The organism is Pseudanabaena sp. lw0831 (assembly GCF_016584665.1).
In the GTDB taxonomy this organism is placed as follows: Bacteria; Cyanobacteriota; Cyanobacteriia; order Pseudanabaenales; family Pseudanabaenaceae; genus Pseudanabaena.
Genome location: NZ_BBJB01000115.1, coordinates 70,122 through 88,119, shown reverse-complemented (window position 1 = coordinate 88,119; position 17,998 = coordinate 70,122). Strand labels below are relative to the sequence as shown.

Genomic DNA, 17,998 nt, shown 5'->3' with positions numbered 1-17,998 from the left:
ACCTTTTAATATGGTTTTTTATTAGAAGGGGCGAGCGAAGCACGCTCCTTCTAATATATTCATTTTGGGATCAAAATTCAAAGTCAAAGGCAGGTTCAGCGCGTAACTTACCTAAGCCAAGTTCTTTGTCGTCGATGAGCTTGATTTCGTAGTAGCCCAAGATGTGGTGGGGGGCAGGATTGCCACGCGACGCTCCAGTAATGCCCATCGCGATAATTACGCAGATATTGCCTTTGGTGTTTTTGGCACGTTGTTTCCAGCGCTTGTGGTGTTCAGCATTAAGAGTGGGTTTATCAAATTCACCGAATAGATGTAAGTCATCATTTCCCATCACCATCAAGCCAAGTTGACAAACATTTCCGAAAATATCTTCGGCAGGATTGAAGCACAAAGATTGGATACCATCAAAACTATTGATTTGTTCGATTAATTCCAGTGCTTTGGGGCGTGAAGTCTGGATCATCAGCCCAGGGAGACCTTCACCTTTTTTGGTAGGTGCGATCGCAGAAATTGCGTCCGAAAACTGACGGTGAATGTCAGCATTACGTAAAAAATCTACCTGTTCCCAAGGGATCGTCATCATATGGATCAGGGCATTATCTGGCCAAAGATCTTCATTGATTAGTGGTGAATCATCATCATCATCGTCATCCTCTTCGACTAACTGATGTAACTCATCAGCCAGATCGGGCATGGTTTTAACGACAACCTTAATCGTCTCTTCAACGTCGCTATCAGGGCTTGGTGCATAAACAGTGTAAGTGCCTGAGAGTTTACCAAAATTGGAGTTCAAGCGCTTACAGTACTGTTCCCAAAAGTTATTTAGGGCTTCTAGGGCAACTGTTAAAGCGATCGCTTCTTCATCGTAGAGATAGGGTCTACCGCCTTCAAGGGGATGCAAAGCTCCGTAGATCGGCTTCATCGGTGTAGTTGCCGTAGGTAAGGCTCTAACCTTGCCCCGAAATGGAAATGGGGGAAAGTCATCTTCCATTTCCAACTCAGGCGTTTCAAAAAGATTAAACAGACAGTCTTGATGTAAAAAAGTCTCTTCGATATCATCTTCAGAGTTGCCTGCAACAATACGCTGTCGAAATTTGACCAACGACTCTTCGGAGCGATAAAAAATCACCCCCTGCTCTAACCCCATTTTGCCCATGACGATCGCATAAAGAGTGTCGAGATCCCAGTAATCGAGCTTGATGGAAATTACCTGATGATCCCAAAGTATATTCCAAGGCGCATTTCGCCATAGCTGCTCGGACTGTTTATGTAAAGCTGCCGCAAACCTTTCTGGCACAATAGGTGGATTTGCCGTAAAGCTTTCCAAAATATGCGAGAAGATCTCGTCAATCAATGGCAAGCGCTCGACATATTCAACAGATATTCCTAAATCCTGTAGCACACCACGCAAATAAAACTGGAGTTCGCGATCGCATACCAAAATCTTCTGGGGCAAGGATGGCTGGGCTGGGCTTTGGGGATGTTCGATCGCTTGCAACAAAGCGCGAACAAAGGATTCTTGCCCCACAGCCGATTCAACTACGTCCATAGAACGCACCATTCCCATTGAACCATCTACCCACAAAATGCAATGGGGTTTAGACTCTTCATCATGACCATGAAGAGGGATAATGTTAGAAGAGTCTTGCGGCTGGCGGATCTTAGCGGGTAAAGCCCGACGATCACCTTCCCAAACCGCAGATGACTGCTTGAGTTTTTTAAGGCGACGAAGAGTAGATCTGTTTAGCGTAGTCATCGAAAGTTTTCTCTAGATTTGCCACTCCTCAAGAAATTCATCAGAGTGCATTGATCGATTTAACTACGATATGGGTAGAAATTGCTAGATTTGATCAGAAATTGTAGCAATCGTTAGTTAGAACTTAACCTAAAGAGATGCGATCCTCTCGATTTTCTAGGTTTTAACGATACAATAAAACCCAAGGAAGTTTTTAAAAGTCCTGCTTTGCAACACTTTTAAAAACTTCCTTATATCCCTTTTGCTTGCAAAAGACTGTAAAAAATAACTCCAATTATATTTCTGCATTTTATGGACGAGCTAAAACCGATTCTCAATGAGTTCTTAGGGCAACCCGTTGCATTTTTTGGTGGACTCGTTTCGGGCTTTCTCAAGCTCGATCTCCAGCAAGATCCTTTAAAGGGTTGGCTAGAAAAGCAAGGAGCAACACCGAGCACGGTTGCTTCTAATAGCAATAATGGCAAAAATGACGGACCGCAATCTATTTCTATCGATTAAAATCCAAGAATCAATAAAAAAGGACATGCTAAGCATGTCCTTTTTTATTGATTCTTGATTACCACAATATTAGAGAATAGGGTTAGCGCTTGCTCTAGCCTATTATTGTTTCTGAAATACAACTTATGTGGTTTCCCTATCTCTTGCTTGCGATCGCCTATATTTTAGGATCTTTCCCTACGGGTTACTTGCTGGGACGGATGGCGGGTATTGATATTCGTGAGCTTGGCTCAGGCTCGACAGGAGCAACAAATGTATGGCGCAATGTCGGCAAGTTTGCAGGAATTATTGTATTTGCGACCGATTTTGCCAAGGGCGCGATCGCAATTTACATGATGCAATCGGCGAATTATCTACAAGCGTTCTCAGCTTCAACTTTTGGATATACTCAATCGCTAATTACCGATAATTTATCGCTATTCGTGATCGGGGCAGGGATGCTTGCCCTCATTGGTCACAGTCGCCCCGTTTGGTTAGGTTTTAAGGGTGGTAAGTCAGTGGCAACAGGAGTAGGGATTTTGTGTATGTTGAATTGGATTGTCGCGATCGCGGCTTTTAGCGTTTGGTTAGCGACAATGGCAATTTGGCGCATAGTTTCGATTAGCTCAATTGCCGCCGCCGCCGCTGCCCCAGTCTTGATGTGGACATTGCAAGGGAATATTGTTTATTCAAGTTTTGTAACGGTGGGCTGCATCTTTGTAATTTGGTTACATCGTTCTAATATCGAGCGCATTCTTAACGGCACGGAGTTCAGCTTTAAGTCTGACTCAAAAGCTTAAACCCAAAAGGTAGTGGCGGCGCAAAGTGCCGCCACTACCTTTTGGGTTTATTGGCGATCTAACAAAAAACTAAAACAAACAAACAGTGCTTAGTTTAACGGGACAAATCTTCTCAGTGATTGGATTGTCTCTGAGCCAAAGTGCAGTCAATTTAGTCAACCTTCCCAAGGGCTGAACATCATTAATTTTATTGTTGTCGAGACCAACTCTACTCAAATTAGTCAAACTCGCTAGCGGCTGAACATCATTAATTTTATTGTATCCGAGACCGAGATCTGTCAAATTAGTCAAACCTGCGAGAGGCTTAATATCATTGATTTGATTATTGTAGAGGTAGAGTTCGATCAAATTAGTCAAACCTGTAAGGGGAGTAATGTCACTGATTTGATTGTTGTTGAGCAAAAGATCTGTCAAGTTTTTCAACCCCTTTAATGGCTTAATATCTCTGATCTGATTGTCTCCGAGGTAGAGAACGATCAATTTAGTCAAGCCCGCTAGAGGTTTTATATCGCTGACTTTGTTGCGAGCAAGACTGAGTTTAGTCAAGTTCGTTAAGCCCTTTAGTGGTTTAATGTCACTAATTTCATTGATACTAAGATAGAGTTCAGTCAAATTAGTTAAGCCCGCTAGAGGCTTAAGGTCACTGATTTGATTGTTTTCGAGGTAGAGTACTGTAGATGGTCTGTTCAGCTTTGACTCAGCTAACTTGCAGTCTTGCGTATTGGCTTTCTTTAGCAGCACTTCAACTGTCTTTCTAGTTTCATTAGGGAGAAAGTTTTTTTGTAGACACCATTGCTCAAAGCTTTGATTGTCAGTTGGAACTGCATCTGCTGGGAAGAGCAAAAATGATAGCGGAACTGTGGCAATCGAGAGAACATTAAAGGCTAAAGGGAATTTCATATATACTACGATTTCTCGAAAATATGACTATAGCAATCCTAAATGAGATATGAGAGAATAAATAGGCATATAAAATCAATAATTAGTGATGCGGGTCAAAGCCCCGCATCACTAATTATACCAATTCACGAAAGTGTGACAACACTTTTGTGAATTAAAAACCAAACCCAGTAAGGGTTTTCAAAACTCAAAATGGCTACGCTATTTTGAGTTTTGGTATTATTGACTGGTAAGGGAGTAGACAGATTAAAAGTTTCATCGATTTTTGTAGAGAACATTTAGTGTGATCGCCTATTTACATGGGCTGTACTTGAACTGGGATGCGATCTGCAACAAGAAAATAACTTGGGTTTTACCTCTCTTTTCCTTACAGGCGTTAGGATAGTGGGATAACAAAAATCGGTAAATATGCAAATATCTTTAGAAAATTTATTAGAAGAACTATCTGGCATCGAAGCGATCGCAAATCCGACCCAAGTCGCTAAACTTTCAGAGGATTATTCTCACTTTAGTCCAGTGCTCGTTCCATTACTGGCTGGCAAAGTTGGAGATATCGTAGTTCGGCTCAAAAACGAAAGCGAGGTACTAAGAATTGCCAAAACCAGTGTGAAATATAAAATACCGCTCACAATTCGTGGTAGTGGAACTGGGAACTATGGACAATCTACGCCACTCAAAGGTGGCATAATTTTAGAAACTTCGCGTCTACAAGAAATCAAATGGATTAAAGCAGGATTAGCTCGCGTAGAGACAGGCGTAAAACTAGCTGCCCTCGACAAAAAAGCGCAAGAAATTGGTTGGGAATCGCGCATGGTTCCATCCACCTATAGAATTGCTACAGTTGGTGGATTTATCTCTGGCGGAAGTGGTGGGATTGGCTCCGTTTTGTATGGGCAATTGCGCGATCGCGGTAACTTGAGAGCAGTGCGTGTAATCACCCTCGAAGATGAACCGCGAATCATTGAATTGCGAGGTGATGATGTCCAAAAGGTCAATCATGCCTACGGAACTAATGGCATTATTACCGAATTGGAAGTTCCCCTTGCACCTGCCTATGCATGGATGGAATGTATTGTTAGCTTCACCGATTTCATGACTGCCGCCAGATTTGGACAAGCCCTCGGCAATAGCGACGGCATCATCAAAAAGATGGTCAGTGTTCATGCTGCACCGATTCCAAGCTATTTCGCGGCGTTGCAAAGCTATATTCCGACAGGTGCCCATTGTGCTTTAGTTCTAGTCGCCGAAAGCGATCTCGAGCCATTTCAAAGCCTTGTCCAAGAATTTTATGGTGAGATTTGCTATGAGAAAGGTGCTCAAGAAGCTAGCAAAGGTATCAGTCTAGTTGAGTTCACATGGAATCACACTACCTTACATGCCCGTGCAGCCGATCCTACCCTCACCTATCTCCAGAGCCTATTTTTGAATGATCCGAAACTAGAACTTGTACAGCAGATGTACGAGTATTTTGGCGATGAAGTTATGATGCATTTGGAGTTTATTAAGGTGAATGGAAGTGTGATTCCTGCCGCGATTCAAGTGGTGCGATTTACTGATGGAGATCGCCTGAATGCGATTATTCAATATCACGAATCACAGGGTGTATTTATCGCTAATCCTCACACCTATATTCTCGAAGATGGAGGCATGAAGACAATTGATTACGATCAACTAAACTTCAAGCGCATGGTCGATCCATACGGACTCATGAACCCCGAAAAAATGAAAGCATGGCAGATGTAGGGTGGGCGATGCCCGCCCTACGAACCAAGAAATTTTTTAAAAGTGTTGCTTTGCAACACTTTTAAAAAATTTCTTGGTTTTGGTTTGAACGCAAATTGCGATCGCAGGCTAAACTATACATAACTTTACAATGCGATCGCTTTGGCTGCCATGACTGCAAATACTTTACTGAGAGAAAATCTTCACCCTAACGACTCCCAAGCGCAAAGTTTACCTGCGGGAGGACTAAATCCCGATCTCTTTGACTGGCAAGAGGTCTGGTATCCTGTCTTTTATATCGAAGACTTAGACAAAGCTAAGCCATCAAAATTTACCTTATTAGAACGCGATTTGGTAATTTGGTGGGATCGTCATACCAATGCATGGAAAGCCTTTGACGATCGCTGTCCCCATCGCCTCGTGCCTCTATCGGAAGGTAGAATTGCTGAAGATGGCTTATTAGAATGTCCCTATCACGGCTGGGCTTTTAAAGGTGATGGAAGTTGCGATCGCATTCCCCAACAACCCGAAGGAGGAACCGCGCATACTTCTAAACGCGCTTGTGTAGCAGCATTACCCACTGCCGAGCGTCAAGGAATGTTATTTATTTACGCGGGCAATTCAGAAAACGCATCTCAAGTCAAGATTCCAATTGTCGAACCTCTCGAAACTGATACTGAGAAATGGACTCTTTTTGGGACATTTCGCGATCTCCCCTACGATGCGCTCACCCTGCTAGAAAACGTCCTTGACGCAAGCCATCTGCCTTTTACCCATCATAAATCCGTTGGCAACCGTGCCAATGCTGCACCGATGGTTTTAGAGGTTCTAAAAACTGATAAGCAGGGCTTTCAAGGTAAATGGGAAGAAGGTCCTCGACGAGGCAAATTAGGACAGCAAGATACAACTTTCATTGCCCCTTCGTTGATGTGGCACGATCTAACTTCTAAACAGTTTGGGCGTACAATGACTGTTGTATATGCCACGCCAACTCGCAAAGGGGAATGCCGTATGTTTGCGAGATTCCCTTTTCAATTTAATTCGGCAATTCCTAGATTTTTTATTGGGATTACGCCGCGTTGGTATTCCCATATTGGACAGAATGGAATTCTCGAAGACGATCAAATCTTTTTGCATTATCAAGAGCGCTATCTTGAGAAAGCACTTGCGAAACCAGAGGTTGATGGCAATTATGCTAAGGCTTTCTATCTAGCAACACCAGCAGACACCTATGTTTCTGAACTGCGGAAATGGGTAGCCCGTTATGAAGCCGATCTCTTTGTCAGCGAAAGATTAAAAGCTCCTCTATCAAAAACAGTTCTCTTAGATCGTTATCACTCCCATACGTCTAAATGTGCGAGTTGCAGTCAAGCTTTGCGAAATGTTCGCATGATTAAAATGATCAGTAAGATAGTCGCCGCGATCGCATGGACAATAAGTCCCTTAATTAGCTTCTTGTTTGCCCCCGCAAATTTGCTAGTGATTTTGCTAAGTTCTATTCCTATGGCGATCTCGATCACATTATGGCTCATATGCAATAACTTAGAACAGAAGTTTATTTACGGTCAAGAAATTCCATTACGCAATTTATAGCGATCTCCGCTTTAGCGCCCCAAAGAGAGAGGCAGAGCAAAGCTCTGCCTCTCTCTTTGAGGGTTCATACGATCAGGGGGACATGCTGTGTCCCCTCAATCTTATATACTGGCGATTGCTTATCTGAAGATAGATGTATCGCAAATCACTAACTCTATCTTCTAGAACTAACAGGTAAAAACCGATGATTAAACTCTATGGTGGCGCAAGAAGTCGCGCCTCAATCGTCAAATGGTATCTAGAAGAATTGCAAGCCCCCTACAAGTTTCAATTACTCGACATGAACGTTGGTGAACATTTACAGCCCGACTTCCTTGCAATTAATCCCTTCGGCAAAGTCCCCGCGATCGCAGATGGTGACTTTCAATTATGGGAGTCAGGCGCAATTTTGTTGTACCTTGCTGATAAATATGCAGAGGTAAAAACTTTAGAAGAAAGAGCGATCGCATCTCAATGGGTCTTGTTTGCAAATGCTACGCTTGGACCTGGCTTGTTTGGCGAAGAAACTCGCGAAAAAGAAACACCAAGATTGCTCGGTGGCATCAACAAGATTCTCGAAAGTCAATCTTATATCACAGGCGACAACTTCACTGTCTCAGATGTGGCAGTTGCTGCGATTCTCGGTTATGCGATTTTGTTCATCAAAATATCCTACGCTGACTATCCTGCGATCGATGCTTACATGAAACGGATTAGCGATCGCCCTGCTTACAAAAAAGCAATTTTAGGTATTGAATAAAAAAAGGGGGAGCGCAATGCGCTCCCCCTTTTTTTTATGGAAATTTAGCTAGCAGAGCCAAGCCCGACGTAGGAACCATAAAAGAATAGACCGACAACAACCAGTACGCCAGTACCAGCAACCGTGGCAACTAGCCAAAGCGGAATACGTCCATTTTGAAGCATGAATTAAACCTCCTGATAAAAATGATTTTTATGAAATGAATTGCAAAACTAGTTAAAGAAATAACTGGAAAAAAGTAGCACAGTCACGAAAATCAGCAGTAGTCCCAAGAAGAGAGAAGTACGGTTCAACTCTACAGGTTGGCTGTTAGGATTTTTAGGAGCCATAGGTAGGGGGAAAGGTAAAAGGTTAATGGTAAAGGTAAAAAGTTTTGTTTTAAAAAAGCAAAACTGAAATGAGTTTCAATTAACGACTGATGAATTGCATAGCTGCGATCGCGCCGATAAAAAACACGGTAGGAACTCCTAGACCGTGAACTGCTAGCCAACGGAAAGTGAATACGGGATATTGGACGGGTTGATTAGGATTATTGCTTGCCATAATTATTAATTAGTAGATGCGTTGATTTTGGTCGTTAATTTGGAGTCGTTAATTTAGAGCTTAAGTATATAGCTACAAAATCAACGAAATGTTTTGAGCCAAGCCCTATTTACCCATTTGGATATCTTTGGCGGGATTGTAGCGATCTGTTACAAGAGGTGCGGTCTGACGATCTTGACTGTAATACTCGTTGGGTCGTGGTGTGCCAAATACGTCATAAGCTAAGCCTGTGCTTACAAATAGCCAACCTGCCAAAAACAACGCAGGGATGGTAAGGCTGTGAATTAGCCAATAACGAACGCTAGTAATAATGTCGGAAAATGGGCGTTCTCCAGTAGTACCTGCCATAACAGTCCTCTAAATGTGTGATGTTTAAAATCTTTATCTTAAATAATAATTTACTATTGTACATACTTGCCATCGCAAACATAAAACCAAAGAGTAAGTAAACATGCTTTGCACTGACGCATCACTCTAAAGGCAACTGTTTCATGAAAATTCGCAAAATTAATAATAGTGAACGTCTTGAAATTCTCAAGGGGGATTTGTATGCCTATTCGCGTTGGACTAATCAAGATTTGCCCCGATCGCATTTGACAGCGATAAATCCTGAGGAGGTCTTAGCGGCAGAAATAGATGGCAAGATTGTGGCAGCGTTGCAATGCTTTAGTTTTCAGCAATCGTTGCGTGGCAGTCTTAAGACGATGGGGGGCATCGGTGGTGTCTGGACATATCCCGAATATCGTAATCAGGGCTGTGTGAAAGCCCTGATGAAAAGTGCATTTTTAGAAATGCGGATGCAAGGGATTTGCGTAAGTATGCTTACGCCATTTAAGGAAAGTTTTTATGGAAACTTGGGCTATGCGATCGCCAATGCTACTAACGAGATCAATATTCCAGTCTCGTCCTTAGAAAATTATTTAAAACTACCAAATTCAGCTAATTTGACCTGTGATCGCCTTCCTGCGACAGAAGTAAAGGATATTTTGTCTAATTTCCTTTATGAAAACTTGCGATCGCAGACCCTGCAACCTCACCGTCATGGTCTCGCAATTACTAGTTTTACCTACGATCAATGGTGGCATTTGCATCGCCAAAAGCTCTGTGTAGTGATCAAACGCGATCGCCAACCTGTAGCCATCGCGATCTATACGATCGATAGCAGTGGTAATTTGCCGATGCGCGATCGCCAGATTGAAATTTCATCATTATTTTGGACAGATATCAAATCACGCGATCGCCTATTGCACTTCTTTGCTAGTCATCGCGATCAAATTCATAGTCTAAAAATGCCCGTCCCATTAGGAGCAAATGTCCATTCATGGCTCAGCAATTCAGGACGCTTAGATTCATCGATGACTGAGCCTTGGATGGTCAGAGCGATCGATATTGTCGGTGCTTTGCATGGCTTACCGATCGCCTGTGATCCTTTTATCTTTGCTCTCAGCGATCCATATTGTCATTGGAATGATGGCGTATTTAGTATTAGTGGCGATCTCCATGGCGATCGCAGTCAGCTTACAGTCAAACGCTATGGTAACGGCGATATTGGCAATTTAGCGATCGACTTTCATGCCACGATCGCAGGTATGTCGGCTTTGATTTATGGCACTCAGGCGATTTCTGAATTGGTGCAAAAGCAATGGATTACGGAAATCACTTTAGAAACTTGCGATCGATTAGAAAAATGCTTTACGCCATGCCTGATTTATAATCCTTTTAAGTTCTAACCATACCCAACAAGAAATATCCTGCGGATATTTCTTGTTGGGTAAATAGCAAAAGCATGAAAGAAAAACTCACTCGCAGTCAAGAACGAGTTCTCCATCTCCTCCAACATCACGATCGCGCTGTATCAGCTCAAGATATTCACTCGGAGTTACGCAGTAGTGAAAACAGCGTGGGTCTAGCCACGGTCTATCGATCGCTAGATACTCTCAAGCTGCAAGGCTTAATCAAGGCGCTGACCTTACCCAATGGCGAAACCGTCTATAGCCTCACCCCTGCCGATAGACATCATCTCAATTGCCTTAATTGCGGTAAGTCTTTACCTATCGATTCTTGCCCCATCCATGATCTGGGTAATCAACTAGCAAAAAAACATACTTTTCAAATCTATTATCACACTCTAGAATTTTTTGGATTGTGTAGTGAATGTCAGCAGGAATCTCCAAGTTAGATCGGCGAGCTAAGCTTGCCGATCTAACTTTGGTTTTTAATTTAATTGGTGAAATATGCCTATCGTACTTGTCCCTCTATTTGAAGGTTTTGAAGAAATAGAAGCAATCACGATTATCGATGTGTTGCGCCGAGCTGGGGTTGAGGTAACTACCGCAGGTTTAGCTACGCAAACTGTGATTGGTGCTCATGCGATCGCCATTATTGCCGATACACTTCTCGATCAAGTCGAGGCAAGTCAATTTGATGCGATCGTACTTGCTGGCGGTGCGGGTACTTTTCGGCTCAGAGAAGATCCCCGCATTGCCAAAATGTTAATCGCCCATGCTGATGCTAATAAGCTCGTCGCCGCCATCTGTGCTGCTCCAAGTGTTCTGTCCGCCGCAGGATTACTCAAGGATAAACGCGCCACATCCTATCCATCGGTTAAAGATCAGATGCAAGTCGCGGACTATTTGACTATTCCTGTGGTCGTTGATGGCAATGTGGTGACCAGTCGTGGTGCTGGCACAGCTATGGCATTTGCGCTGAAGTTAGCGGAAATTTTGCAAGGTGAGGCGATCGCTAATCAACTCGCCACAGATATGATTGTTTAAAGAAAGAGAGAGATGTGCTTCGCACATCTCTCTCTTTCTTTTATTTTTGCTTTTACGTAAAAGCAAGCAATCCAAAGTAAAGAAATATTCCCAATATGGGCACAAAGGGCAACAGACCATAGAGCGATGATTTACCAAGGCTGACTGGCATGGCAAATAAGAGAATAAAGGCAATGACAATATTAACGAAGGGAATAAATAGTAGGATTAGCCACCATCCTGATTTTCCAGCAGCGCGAACCATTACCCAAGTTTGGGCGATCGGAATCCATGCAAGCCAACTATTGGGAATGTTGAGCTTGTCAGCAATTTTCATCAGACAGAAACTGGTGAAAACATAAACCACTAAGCCAAAGATACTGGCAAAAAGTATAATTTTGTCAACGAGGGCTTTCTGCTCATCACTTAGAGACTCGTAAGTTCTAAGACTAGGTGAGTCAGCAGTACTATCTTGAGCAATAAGCCGATCGCTATTATTTTGGGTAATTAATGAAGATGAGGCGATCGCATTAGACTACGAATTAGAAGCAGAAAAACTAGGCTCAACAAAAAAATGCTGTAAGCCAACTACAGCAAACAAAGTAATCAAAAACAGAGAAATTCTGCGCCAAGCTATACCCAGATGAGTAAAGCGTAGGTATTTAGACAAATCCACTTTTTATACTCCTAAAACCAGATCAAGATCGAGCTTCTGGTCATAGAGTAAGCCTATAGGAATATCTATCTAATGTATTAAGGAACTTCAAATTTCTTAATTCTTGATCGAATTAACCCTACGGCAATTTGCCTATGTAATCACGGATTACGGGCGTAAAAATTTTAACGACCTGTTGATAAACTTCTCTTTTAAATCGAACAATCGAATCGAGGGTTTTATCGATCGCCATAAATTGCACTATCCGAAACTCGCGATCGTGGATATCTAACTTACAGTCAGATGCAGGATGATCCCAATAAAAAGCAAACCATCGCTGTCTTTGTCCACAATAGTTTGCCCATTTCCCCGATAGCTTTAGGGTTGACGGGAAATCGTAATATAACCATTCAGGATGTACATAGGCTAATACAGCATTGTTTATGCCCACTTCTTCATACAGTTCACGCAAAGCTGCTGCTTGAGGATCTTCACCCTCATCGATTCCACCCTGTGGAAATTGCCATGAATCAGGCACACCGACACGTTCACCGACTAGCACTTCACCTTTGCGGTTAAAAACAATAATCCCCACATTTGGGCGATAAGATTTTTCTGGTGTCATTGATTTTCACGTAAACAATGCAAAAGCATATCACCGTCGCCAATTATCATCAAAAAGAGAAATCCTCGCGCTGGGCGTGAGGATTTCTCTTTACAGCGCTTTGCACTCAATCCCGAAGCAATAAATGTGTTAAAAGTGTTGCTTTGCAACACTTTTAACACATTTATTGCTTCAATTAGATATAAGAGTGGCGCAATGCGCCACTCTTATATCTAATTGAAGCTAAACTAAAGCTCTTTCCAACTGAGCCACAGGCTCAGACATTTCTTGGCTTAGCCGCAGTTTTGGGGTTTGCAAGCCCACCATTTCCGCATTGCTTGCCCCTGGGGGAACCATCGGATAACAGTTCTCATTGCGCTTAACACGGAAATCAGCAAACACTGGCCCATCATAGGCAAGAATCTCAGCAACCGCAGATTGCAAATCACTTGGCTCAATAACCTTCATACCTTTAATGCCAAAGGCTTCAGCAAGCTTTACAAAATCAGGCATACCAACTTCCATATTAGAAGAGGAGTAGCGCTCATCATAGAAACTTTCTTGCCACTGACGCACCATGCCTTGCCAACCATTATTAATAATGATCACTTTGACCTTGATACCATACTGCGCCAATGTGCCAAGCTCCTGAATATTCATCTGAATACTGGCATCGCCGCTAATGCAGATGACTTGATCGTCGGGAAGAGCTACTTTTGCACCCATCGCCGCTGGCATTCCATAGCCCATCGTGCCAAGTCCTGCGCTCGAAATCCACTTGCGAGGTCCAGTTTTAATTAACTGAGCCGCCCACATTTGGTGCTGACCAACATCAGTCGTGAAATAAGCATTGGGAGCTTGTCTGCCAAATTCATAGATGACTTGTTGTGGGGATAGCACATTGTCATAGGCAGGGACTTCAAGTGGATAGTCTTCTTTCCACTCATCAATCTTGCTCAACCACGCTTTAGTTTGAATATTTTCTTCATAACTAGAAGCTTCAAGCATCGCCTGCAATACTTCCTTTACATCACCAACAATTGGTACATTGGGTTTGCGATTTTTGCCAACTTCCGCAGGATCAATGTCAATATGAATAACTTTGGCTTCGGGAGCAAATTTATCCAGACGACCCGTAACGCGATCGTCAAATCTTGCACCAACCGCAATTAATAGATCACATCCCTGTACGGCAAAGTTGGCATAGGCCGTACCATGCATTCCCAACATGCCCACGGAAAGGTAATTATTTTCATCATACGCACCTTTCCCCATCAGGGTTGTGGTCACTGGTAACTGGAAGCGTTTAGCGAATTCGGCAAGCTCAGCATGGGCATCGGCAAGTACCGTACCGCCACCTGCATAAAGTAATGGTCTTTTGGCTTCACGAATTAACGCGATCGCTGCCGCAATTTGATGCAAATATCCCTTAACCTTGGGCTGATAGCCAGGCAAGTTAATCTTCACATCAGGATTATATTCAAATGATTTCTGAGCAATGTCCTTAGGAATATCGATTAATACTGGTCCAGGTCGACCAGTCCCTGCAATGTGAAAAGCCTCAGTAACGATCCGCGCAATATCTTCAGCTCTACGAATCACATAGGAATGCTTAACAATTGGAAGAGTAATGCCCCAGATATCTGTTTCTTGAAATGCATCAGTACCGATCGCATAGGAAGGAACTTGCCCTGTGATTACCACCATCGGAATCGAGTCCATTTGCGCAGTAGCAATACCTGTCACCAAATTGGTTGCTCCAGGTCCTGAAGTCGCAACGCATACACCCACATTTCCAGTGGCGCGAGCATATCCATCCGCAGCATGGACGGCTCCCTGCTCATGACGCACGAGGTAATGCTTAAGCTCCCCTCTTGCCTCAAACTTATAAATTTCATCGTACACTGGTAGGATTGCTCCACCAGGGTAGCCGAAAATATGCTTAACACCCTGTCGTCTCACACTGTCGATGAGAGCAAATGCACCCGTTGTTCGCAAAGTAGCCTCCTCTAGACTCATAACTGATCTTGGTCTCGATACCAGTAAAAACTTTTTTTGAAGCATTTCTAGATACTTTTCTTCCCCATTACTACAAATAAGTAGTAAAGAGCAAATATCTTAAGTTGATAATTTGTAGCAATTGTATCGATAATAACATAGACAAGCTGACCCAAAGCTGCTAAGAACGATGTCTTTAATTATTCAAAATTTTGGAAAAAAGCCTAGACCTCTTCAAATTTTGACTATTTATTTAGCCAGAAACAAACCCAAACCCAAAAAGGGAGTTGCGGCGCAACTCCCTTTTTGGGTTTGGGGCTTAACGAAACGTGCAAAATATTAACAAACATGTAATGTTTGCCCCACTAAAGAGATCTTTAAGCTACAAAATACAGACAAGTCCCATTTGAAAATATAATGGCTTCGTGTTCTTCTGTCATATAGCGTCCATATAACTTCTCATGAGTGCAAATTCAGATAAAGATATTCCCGTCAATATCTACCGCCCTGCTAGTCCATTTACAGCAAAATGTGTTGCTAACGAGGTACTGGTTAGACCAGGCGCTGCTGGCGATACTCGCCACATCAAGTTCGATATTTCTGGAGGCGACCTTCGTTACTTAGAAGGTCAAAGTATTGGTGTCGTTCCTCCCGGTGAAGATAAAAATGGTAAACCGAATAAACTTCGCCTCTACTCGATCGCATCCACTCGCCTCGGAGATGATCTTGATGGTAAGACCCTATCTTTAAGCGTCAAGCGTCTAGAGTATCAAAACGAAGCAGGTGAGACCATCAAAGGCGTATGCTCTAACTTCTTGACCGATCTCAAGCCTGGTGATGATGTCAAGCTAACTGGGCCAGTTGGCAAAGAAATGCTGTTGCCAGACGATCCCAAGGCAACAGTCATCATGATTGCAACAGGAACTGGTATTGCGCCTTTCCGTGCATTTCTATGGCGGATGTTCAAAGAAAAGCATGAAGATTACAAATTTAATGGCTTAGCTTGGCTGTTCTTTGGTGTGCCAACTGACACAACAGTTTTATACAAGCCTGACCTTGAATGGCTAGCCTACAAACACAAGCGTAATTTTCGTTACGATGTGGCGATTAGTCGTGAGCAAAAGAACGCCAAGGGCGAAAAGATGTACATCCAAAATCGTATGGCTGAATATGCTGACGAGTTGTGGGAAGTTCTGCAAAAGCCAACTACCCATACCTATATGTGTGGTTTGCGTGGCATGGAAGACGGCATTTCGGAATTCATGACTAAGACTGCTGAAAAGAATGGTGCTGTTTGGAAGGATTTTGAGAAGCAAATGAAGCGCGACGGTCGTTGGCACGTTGAAACTTACTAAAAACTTAGGTTGAGGTTTTTTCTTCTACTATCTAATCCCAATTCACAAAAGTGTCGTCACACTTTTGTGAATTAAAAATCAAGCCCAGTAAGGGTTTTCAAAACACAAAATGGCTATGCCATTTTGTGTTTTGGTATTATTAGATTGAGGTGATGTTTTGTGCTGCCTCAGTTCTCACAAATCTTTGTACAATAGCGAACCGTTCGGATGAAATATTCCACAAAACATTTACGGATTGCTATAGTTTTCGGTGTTGAAAGCCTGTTTATCGGCTAGCTTTAATTTCCAAAGGATTGTTTTGTCACCCTCTTTTAATACTATTGGCTGTACTTGATAACCTTGCTTAATAATTCCTGATAAATCAGGTTCTTTGTCATTAGCTTTGTCATATCTATGGATATGATAAAAAACAAAAATATCTTTAAATTGATTAGGAATTTTTGGAGTATTAGGCTGTTTAAACAAAAAGAGTTTTGCTTTATTTTGTATTAAATAACTTAGGCTAAATATATCGCCAATATCACCAATAGAAATATTTTCCTCGTTGCTTATAAAGTTAATTAGTAGAGAAGAATCACTTTTATTTACAGTATCTGCAACCAACTTCAATTGATCATCCTTGCTATCTTGAATCAACTTTGCTGTAGAACCAGTAAACCCAATTATTAGGGTAATGATAAGAATTGCCATCCCCGTCTTTTTCAACCAATTTTTATTTGACTCTGATGTAATCATATAGCCAATTACACAAGTCAAAGCAATCTGGGTTCCCAACAAAAATGGCCATAGATATCTGGGAAAAAAAGAAAAACTTGATTTAGAAACTAAATCTGCTAATGTAAATATAATTAGAGTTGGCAATGTTAATGTCAATACAAATAGCCATATATGCTTAGAGACTTTACTGTACATGAAGTAAAGTGAAGTCAAAAATATTATAAGAAAGACTATTCTAAACCTTGAATGATGAACAAAAACATGGGTAATATTGACCAACCAAAAATATATTAAATCTTGGAGAGGTCGTTCAACAAACATCCAAGATGTAGTGCTTTTAACTCTAGATGTATTCGTTAATATAATCCATATCCAAGGAATATAAGCTAGGAGTGCAGTAGATGCAGAAATTAAAAAATAAATTAAAGATTTTGTCAATCGGAACTTTTCTATAATAGCTAGATAAATTCCATGACCTAATAAAACAATTCCCGTTAGCGGAAATGTATATAGTCCCACAATTATACTTGTTCCATAAATCCCAAAACTGAGTTTAGTTTTAAGCCTTATAGATCGAAGTAAAGCAGCGCTTGAGAATAGGATTGTTACTATCCATAAACTGTATTCTCTTGCTTCTTGAGCATAGGTTAAGTGAAGTAATGAAACTGAAGTTAAGGCAATAGCAATCCATCCAAAAACTGCCGAATTAAATAACTCAATACATAACCAATAAAAACAAGGGAAAATCAATAAGCTAATTAATACAGATAAAATTCTGATTACGGCAGGCGAACTGCCAACGAATTCAGCCCAAAATCTGACCATTACAAAATATAGCGGTGGATGTTGAGCATCATCGACTACCAAAGAGTTAATAGTATCGCCCCAACTCCTCTCTGGATTGGGCTTTTGGTATTTTTGGAGAGCGTTTATATCAACAACTTTGCCATCGTAAAGTTGTTGATCCACTTCTGCTATTGTGAAACCTGCAATCCTAAATGAAGTAGCAACTTCATCTAACCAGTAAACCCTTTTATCTAAACCATTGAATCTCAAAAAAATTCCAACGACTAGGATAAAAACAAAAAAAAGGCGTAACACTTGTGAAATTCTATTTGAAGAATGTATTTGAAAGTTCAGCATTTTAGTTTATTGACTAACACAACTTAGACAGAAAGATTAGCGATGTTTGAATTAAGTAACTAGGCACAATTAAATATACCTACCCAGATCTGCACCGCCCGCTGCGCGGATGGTGCAGATCTGGGTTCTAATTTTCAACTATGCTAAGGTACTTAATGCGATCTTACAGACGTTTGAAATTAGGCAGATTATAAATTACTAAATATTTCCAAAAGTTTTATTTCACAACACTTTTGGAAATAC

18 protein-coding genes and 1 pseudogene are annotated in these 17,998 nt (G+C 41.8%); 9 read left to right on the top strand and 10 right to left on the bottom strand.

Annotated features, from left to right (window positions below; translation table 11 throughout):
* Positions 1 to 70: 70 nt before the first annotated feature.
* Positions 71 to 1,756, bottom strand: coding sequence for a hypothetical protein (locus APA_RS23995; RefSeq protein ID WP_201324734.1), 1,686 nt, complete (start codon positions 1,754 to 1,756; stop codon positions 71 to 73).
* Positions 1,757 to 2,047: 291 nt separating this feature from the next.
* On the opposite strand from APA_RS23995, the gene APA_RS23990 reads away from it, so the two are divergent.
* Together APA_RS23990 and plsY are read left to right on the top strand one after the other, a co-directional pair.
* Positions 2,048 to 2,254 carry a hypothetical protein gene (locus APA_RS23990; protein WP_201324733.1) on the top strand — a complete coding sequence of 69 codons (207 nt, stop codon included), beginning with the start codon at positions 2,048 to 2,050 and terminating at the stop codon, positions 2,252 to 2,254.
* Positions 2,255 to 2,379: 125 nt separating this feature from the next.
* Positions 2,380 to 3,033, top strand: coding sequence for a glycerol-3-phosphate 1-O-acyltransferase PlsY (gene plsY / locus APA_RS23985; protein WP_201324732.1), 654 nt, complete (start codon positions 2,380 to 2,382; stop codon positions 3,031 to 3,033).
* A 69-nt stretch (positions 3,034 to 3,102) separates the two neighbouring features.
* On the opposite strand, the gene APA_RS23980 is transcribed toward plsY, so the two are convergent.
* Positions 3,103 to 3,933 (bottom strand): leucine-rich repeat domain-containing protein, encoded by an 831-nt coding sequence (locus APA_RS23980; protein WP_201324731.1) that lies wholly within the window; start codon positions 3,931 to 3,933, stop codon positions 3,103 to 3,105.
* A gap of 408 nt (positions 3,934 to 4,341) precedes the next feature.
* On the opposite strand from APA_RS23980, the gene APA_RS23975 reads away from it, so the two are divergent.
* The 3 genes from APA_RS23975 to APA_RS23965 all read left to right on the top strand — a co-directional run bounded on the left by APA_RS23975 (position 4,342) and on the right by APA_RS23965 (position 7,987).
* Positions 4,342 to 5,676: an FAD-binding oxidoreductase gene (locus tag APA_RS23975; RefSeq protein ID WP_201324730.1), complete on the top strand. Its 1,335-nt coding sequence runs from the start codon at positions 4,342 to 4,344 to the stop codon at positions 5,674 to 5,676.
* Between the two features lie 150 nt (positions 5,677 to 5,826).
* Positions 5,827 to 7,248: a Rieske 2Fe-2S domain-containing protein gene (locus APA_RS23970; RefSeq protein ID WP_201324729.1), complete on the top strand. Its 1,422-nt coding sequence runs from the start codon at positions 5,827 to 5,829 to the stop codon at positions 7,246 to 7,248.
* Between the two features lie 184 nt (positions 7,249 to 7,432).
* The gene (locus tag APA_RS23965) at positions 7,433 to 7,987 is read left to right on the top strand and encodes a glutathione S-transferase family protein (RefSeq protein WP_201324728.1); all 555 of its coding nucleotides are present in this window, start codon (positions 7,433 to 7,435) and stop codon (positions 7,985 to 7,987) included.
* A gap of 44 nt (positions 7,988 to 8,031) precedes the next feature.
* Here the strand turns inward: APA_RS23965 and APA_RS23960 are convergent, their stop codons facing one another.
* From APA_RS23960 to psbE, 4 genes are all read right to left on the bottom strand, one after another.
* Complete coding sequence (locus APA_RS23960; protein ID WP_009625496.1) at positions 8,032 to 8,151, bottom strand: photosystem II reaction center protein J; 120 nt, start codon at positions 8,149 to 8,151, stop codon at positions 8,032 to 8,034.
* A 48-nt stretch (positions 8,152 to 8,199) separates the two neighbouring features.
* The gene (locus APA_RS23955) at positions 8,200 to 8,316 is read right to left on the bottom strand and encodes a photosystem II reaction center protein L (RefSeq protein ID WP_071590099.1); all 117 of its coding nucleotides are present in this window, start codon (positions 8,314 to 8,316) and stop codon (positions 8,200 to 8,202) included.
* A 79-nt stretch (positions 8,317 to 8,395) separates the two neighbouring features.
* Positions 8,396 to 8,530, bottom strand: a complete 135-nt coding sequence (gene psbF, locus APA_RS23950) for a cytochrome b559 subunit beta (RefSeq protein ID WP_126387910.1) — start codon at positions 8,528 to 8,530, stop codon at positions 8,396 to 8,398.
* Between the two features lie 105 nt (positions 8,531 to 8,635).
* A complete protein-coding gene (psbE, locus tag APA_RS23945; RefSeq protein ID WP_142655560.1) occupies positions 8,636 to 8,878 on the bottom strand; it encodes a cytochrome b559 subunit alpha in 243 nt (80 codons plus the stop codon).
* 143 nt (positions 8,879 to 9,021) lie between these two features.
* Here psbE and eis point away from each other — a divergent pair, with 143 nt between their 5' ends.
* The 3 genes from eis to APA_RS23930 are packed head-to-tail and all read left to right on the top strand — an operon-like array spanning position 9,022 to position 11,304.
* Entirely contained in the window at positions 9,022 to 10,260 is a 1,239-nt protein-coding gene (gene eis / locus APA_RS23940) for an enhanced intracellular survival protein Eis (protein WP_201324727.1), read from the top strand.
* Between the two features lie 56 nt (positions 10,261 to 10,316).
* Positions 10,317 to 10,709: a Fur family transcriptional regulator gene (locus tag APA_RS23935; protein ID WP_201324726.1), complete on the top strand. Its 393-nt coding sequence runs from the start codon at positions 10,317 to 10,319 to the stop codon at positions 10,707 to 10,709.
* Positions 10,710 to 10,764: 55 nt separating this feature from the next.
* Positions 10,765 to 11,304: a DJ-1 family glyoxalase III gene (locus tag APA_RS23930; protein ID WP_201324725.1), complete on the top strand. Its 540-nt coding sequence runs from the start codon at positions 10,765 to 10,767 to the stop codon at positions 11,302 to 11,304.
* A 52-nt stretch (positions 11,305 to 11,356) separates the two neighbouring features.
* On the opposite strand, the gene APA_RS23925 is transcribed toward APA_RS23930, so the two are convergent.
* From APA_RS23925 to ilvB, 3 genes are all read right to left on the bottom strand, one after another.
* Positions 11,357 to 11,620, bottom strand: coding sequence for a DUF5684 domain-containing protein (locus APA_RS23925; RefSeq protein WP_201324724.1), 264 nt, complete (start codon positions 11,618 to 11,620; stop codon positions 11,357 to 11,359).
* Between the two features lie 457 nt (positions 11,621 to 12,077).
* Positions 12,078 to 12,563, bottom strand: coding sequence for an RNA pyrophosphohydrolase (locus APA_RS23920; RefSeq protein ID WP_201324723.1), 486 nt, complete (start codon positions 12,561 to 12,563; stop codon positions 12,078 to 12,080).
* A gap of 222 nt (positions 12,564 to 12,785) precedes the next feature.
* Entirely contained in the window at positions 12,786 to 14,561 is a 1,776-nt protein-coding gene (ilvB, locus tag APA_RS23915) for a biosynthetic-type acetolactate synthase large subunit (protein ID WP_201324722.1), read from the bottom strand.
* Between the two features lie 461 nt (positions 14,562 to 15,022).
* Between ilvB and APA_RS23910 the strand changes: the two are divergent.
* Positions 15,023 to 15,895: pseudogene (locus APA_RS23910) on the top strand (FAD-binding oxidoreductase); the annotation flags it as partial.
* A 228-nt stretch (positions 15,896 to 16,123) separates the two neighbouring features.
* Here APA_RS23910 and APA_RS23905 read toward each other — a convergent pair.
* Complete coding sequence (locus APA_RS23905) at positions 16,124 to 17,755, bottom strand: glycosyltransferase family 39 protein (RefSeq protein WP_201324720.1); 1,632 nt, start codon at positions 17,753 to 17,755, stop codon at positions 16,124 to 16,126.
* Positions 17,756 to 17,998: the final 243 nt, after the last annotated feature.

Excerpts from the sequence above, each read along its gene's own strand:
- APA_RS23995 (WP_201324734.1), bottom strand. The coding sequence starts at position 1,756 with ATGACTACGCTAAACAGATCTACTCTTCGTCGCCTTAAAAAACTCAAG.
- APA_RS23990 (WP_201324733.1), top strand. The coding sequence starts at position 2,048 with ATGGACGAGCTAAAACCGATTCTCAATGAGTTCTTAGGGCAACCCGTT.
- plsY (WP_201324732.1), top strand. The coding sequence starts at position 2,380 with ATGTGGTTTCCCTATCTCTTGCTTGCGATCGCCTATATTTTAGGATCT.
- APA_RS23980 (WP_201324731.1), bottom strand. The coding sequence starts at position 3,933 with ATGAAATTCCCTTTAGCCTTTAATGTTCTCTCGATTGCCACAGTTCCG.
- APA_RS23975 (WP_201324730.1), top strand. The coding sequence starts at position 4,342 with ATGCAAATATCTTTAGAAAATTTATTAGAAGAACTATCTGGCATCGAA.
- APA_RS23970 (WP_201324729.1), top strand. The coding sequence starts at position 5,827 with ATGACTGCAAATACTTTACTGAGAGAAAATCTTCACCCTAACGACTCC.
- APA_RS23965 (WP_201324728.1), top strand. The coding sequence starts at position 7,433 with ATGATTAAACTCTATGGTGGCGCAAGAAGTCGCGCCTCAATCGTCAAA.
- APA_RS23960 (WP_009625496.1), bottom strand. The coding sequence starts at position 8,151 with ATGCTTCAAAATGGACGTATTCCGCTTTGGCTAGTTGCCACGGTTGCT.
- APA_RS23955 (WP_071590099.1), bottom strand. The coding sequence starts at position 8,316 with ATGGCTCCTAAAAATCCTAACAGCCAACCTGTAGAGTTGAACCGTACT.
- psbF (WP_126387910.1), bottom strand. The coding sequence starts at position 8,530 with ATGGCAAGCAATAATCCTAATCAACCCGTCCAATATCCCGTATTCACT.
- psbE (WP_142655560.1), bottom strand. The coding sequence starts at position 8,878 with ATGGCAGGTACTACTGGAGAACGCCCATTTTCCGACATTATTACTAGC.
- eis (WP_201324727.1), top strand. The coding sequence starts at position 9,022 with ATGAAAATTCGCAAAATTAATAATAGTGAACGTCTTGAAATTCTCAAG.
- APA_RS23935 (WP_201324726.1), top strand. The coding sequence starts at position 10,317 with ATGAAAGAAAAACTCACTCGCAGTCAAGAACGAGTTCTCCATCTCCTC.
- APA_RS23930 (WP_201324725.1), top strand. The coding sequence starts at position 10,765 with ATGCCTATCGTACTTGTCCCTCTATTTGAAGGTTTTGAAGAAATAGAA.
- APA_RS23925 (WP_201324724.1), bottom strand. The coding sequence starts at position 11,620 with ATGAAAATTGCTGACAAGCTCAACATTCCCAATAGTTGGCTTGCATGG.
- APA_RS23920 (WP_201324723.1), bottom strand. The coding sequence starts at position 12,563 with ATGACACCAGAAAAATCTTATCGCCCAAATGTGGGGATTATTGTTTTT.
- ilvB (WP_201324722.1), bottom strand. The coding sequence starts at position 14,561 with ATGAGTCTAGAGGAGGCTACTTTGCGAACAACGGGTGCATTTGCTCTC.
- APA_RS23905 (WP_201324720.1), bottom strand. The coding sequence starts at position 17,755 with ATGCTGAACTTTCAAATACATTCTTCAAATAGAATTTCACAAGTGTTA.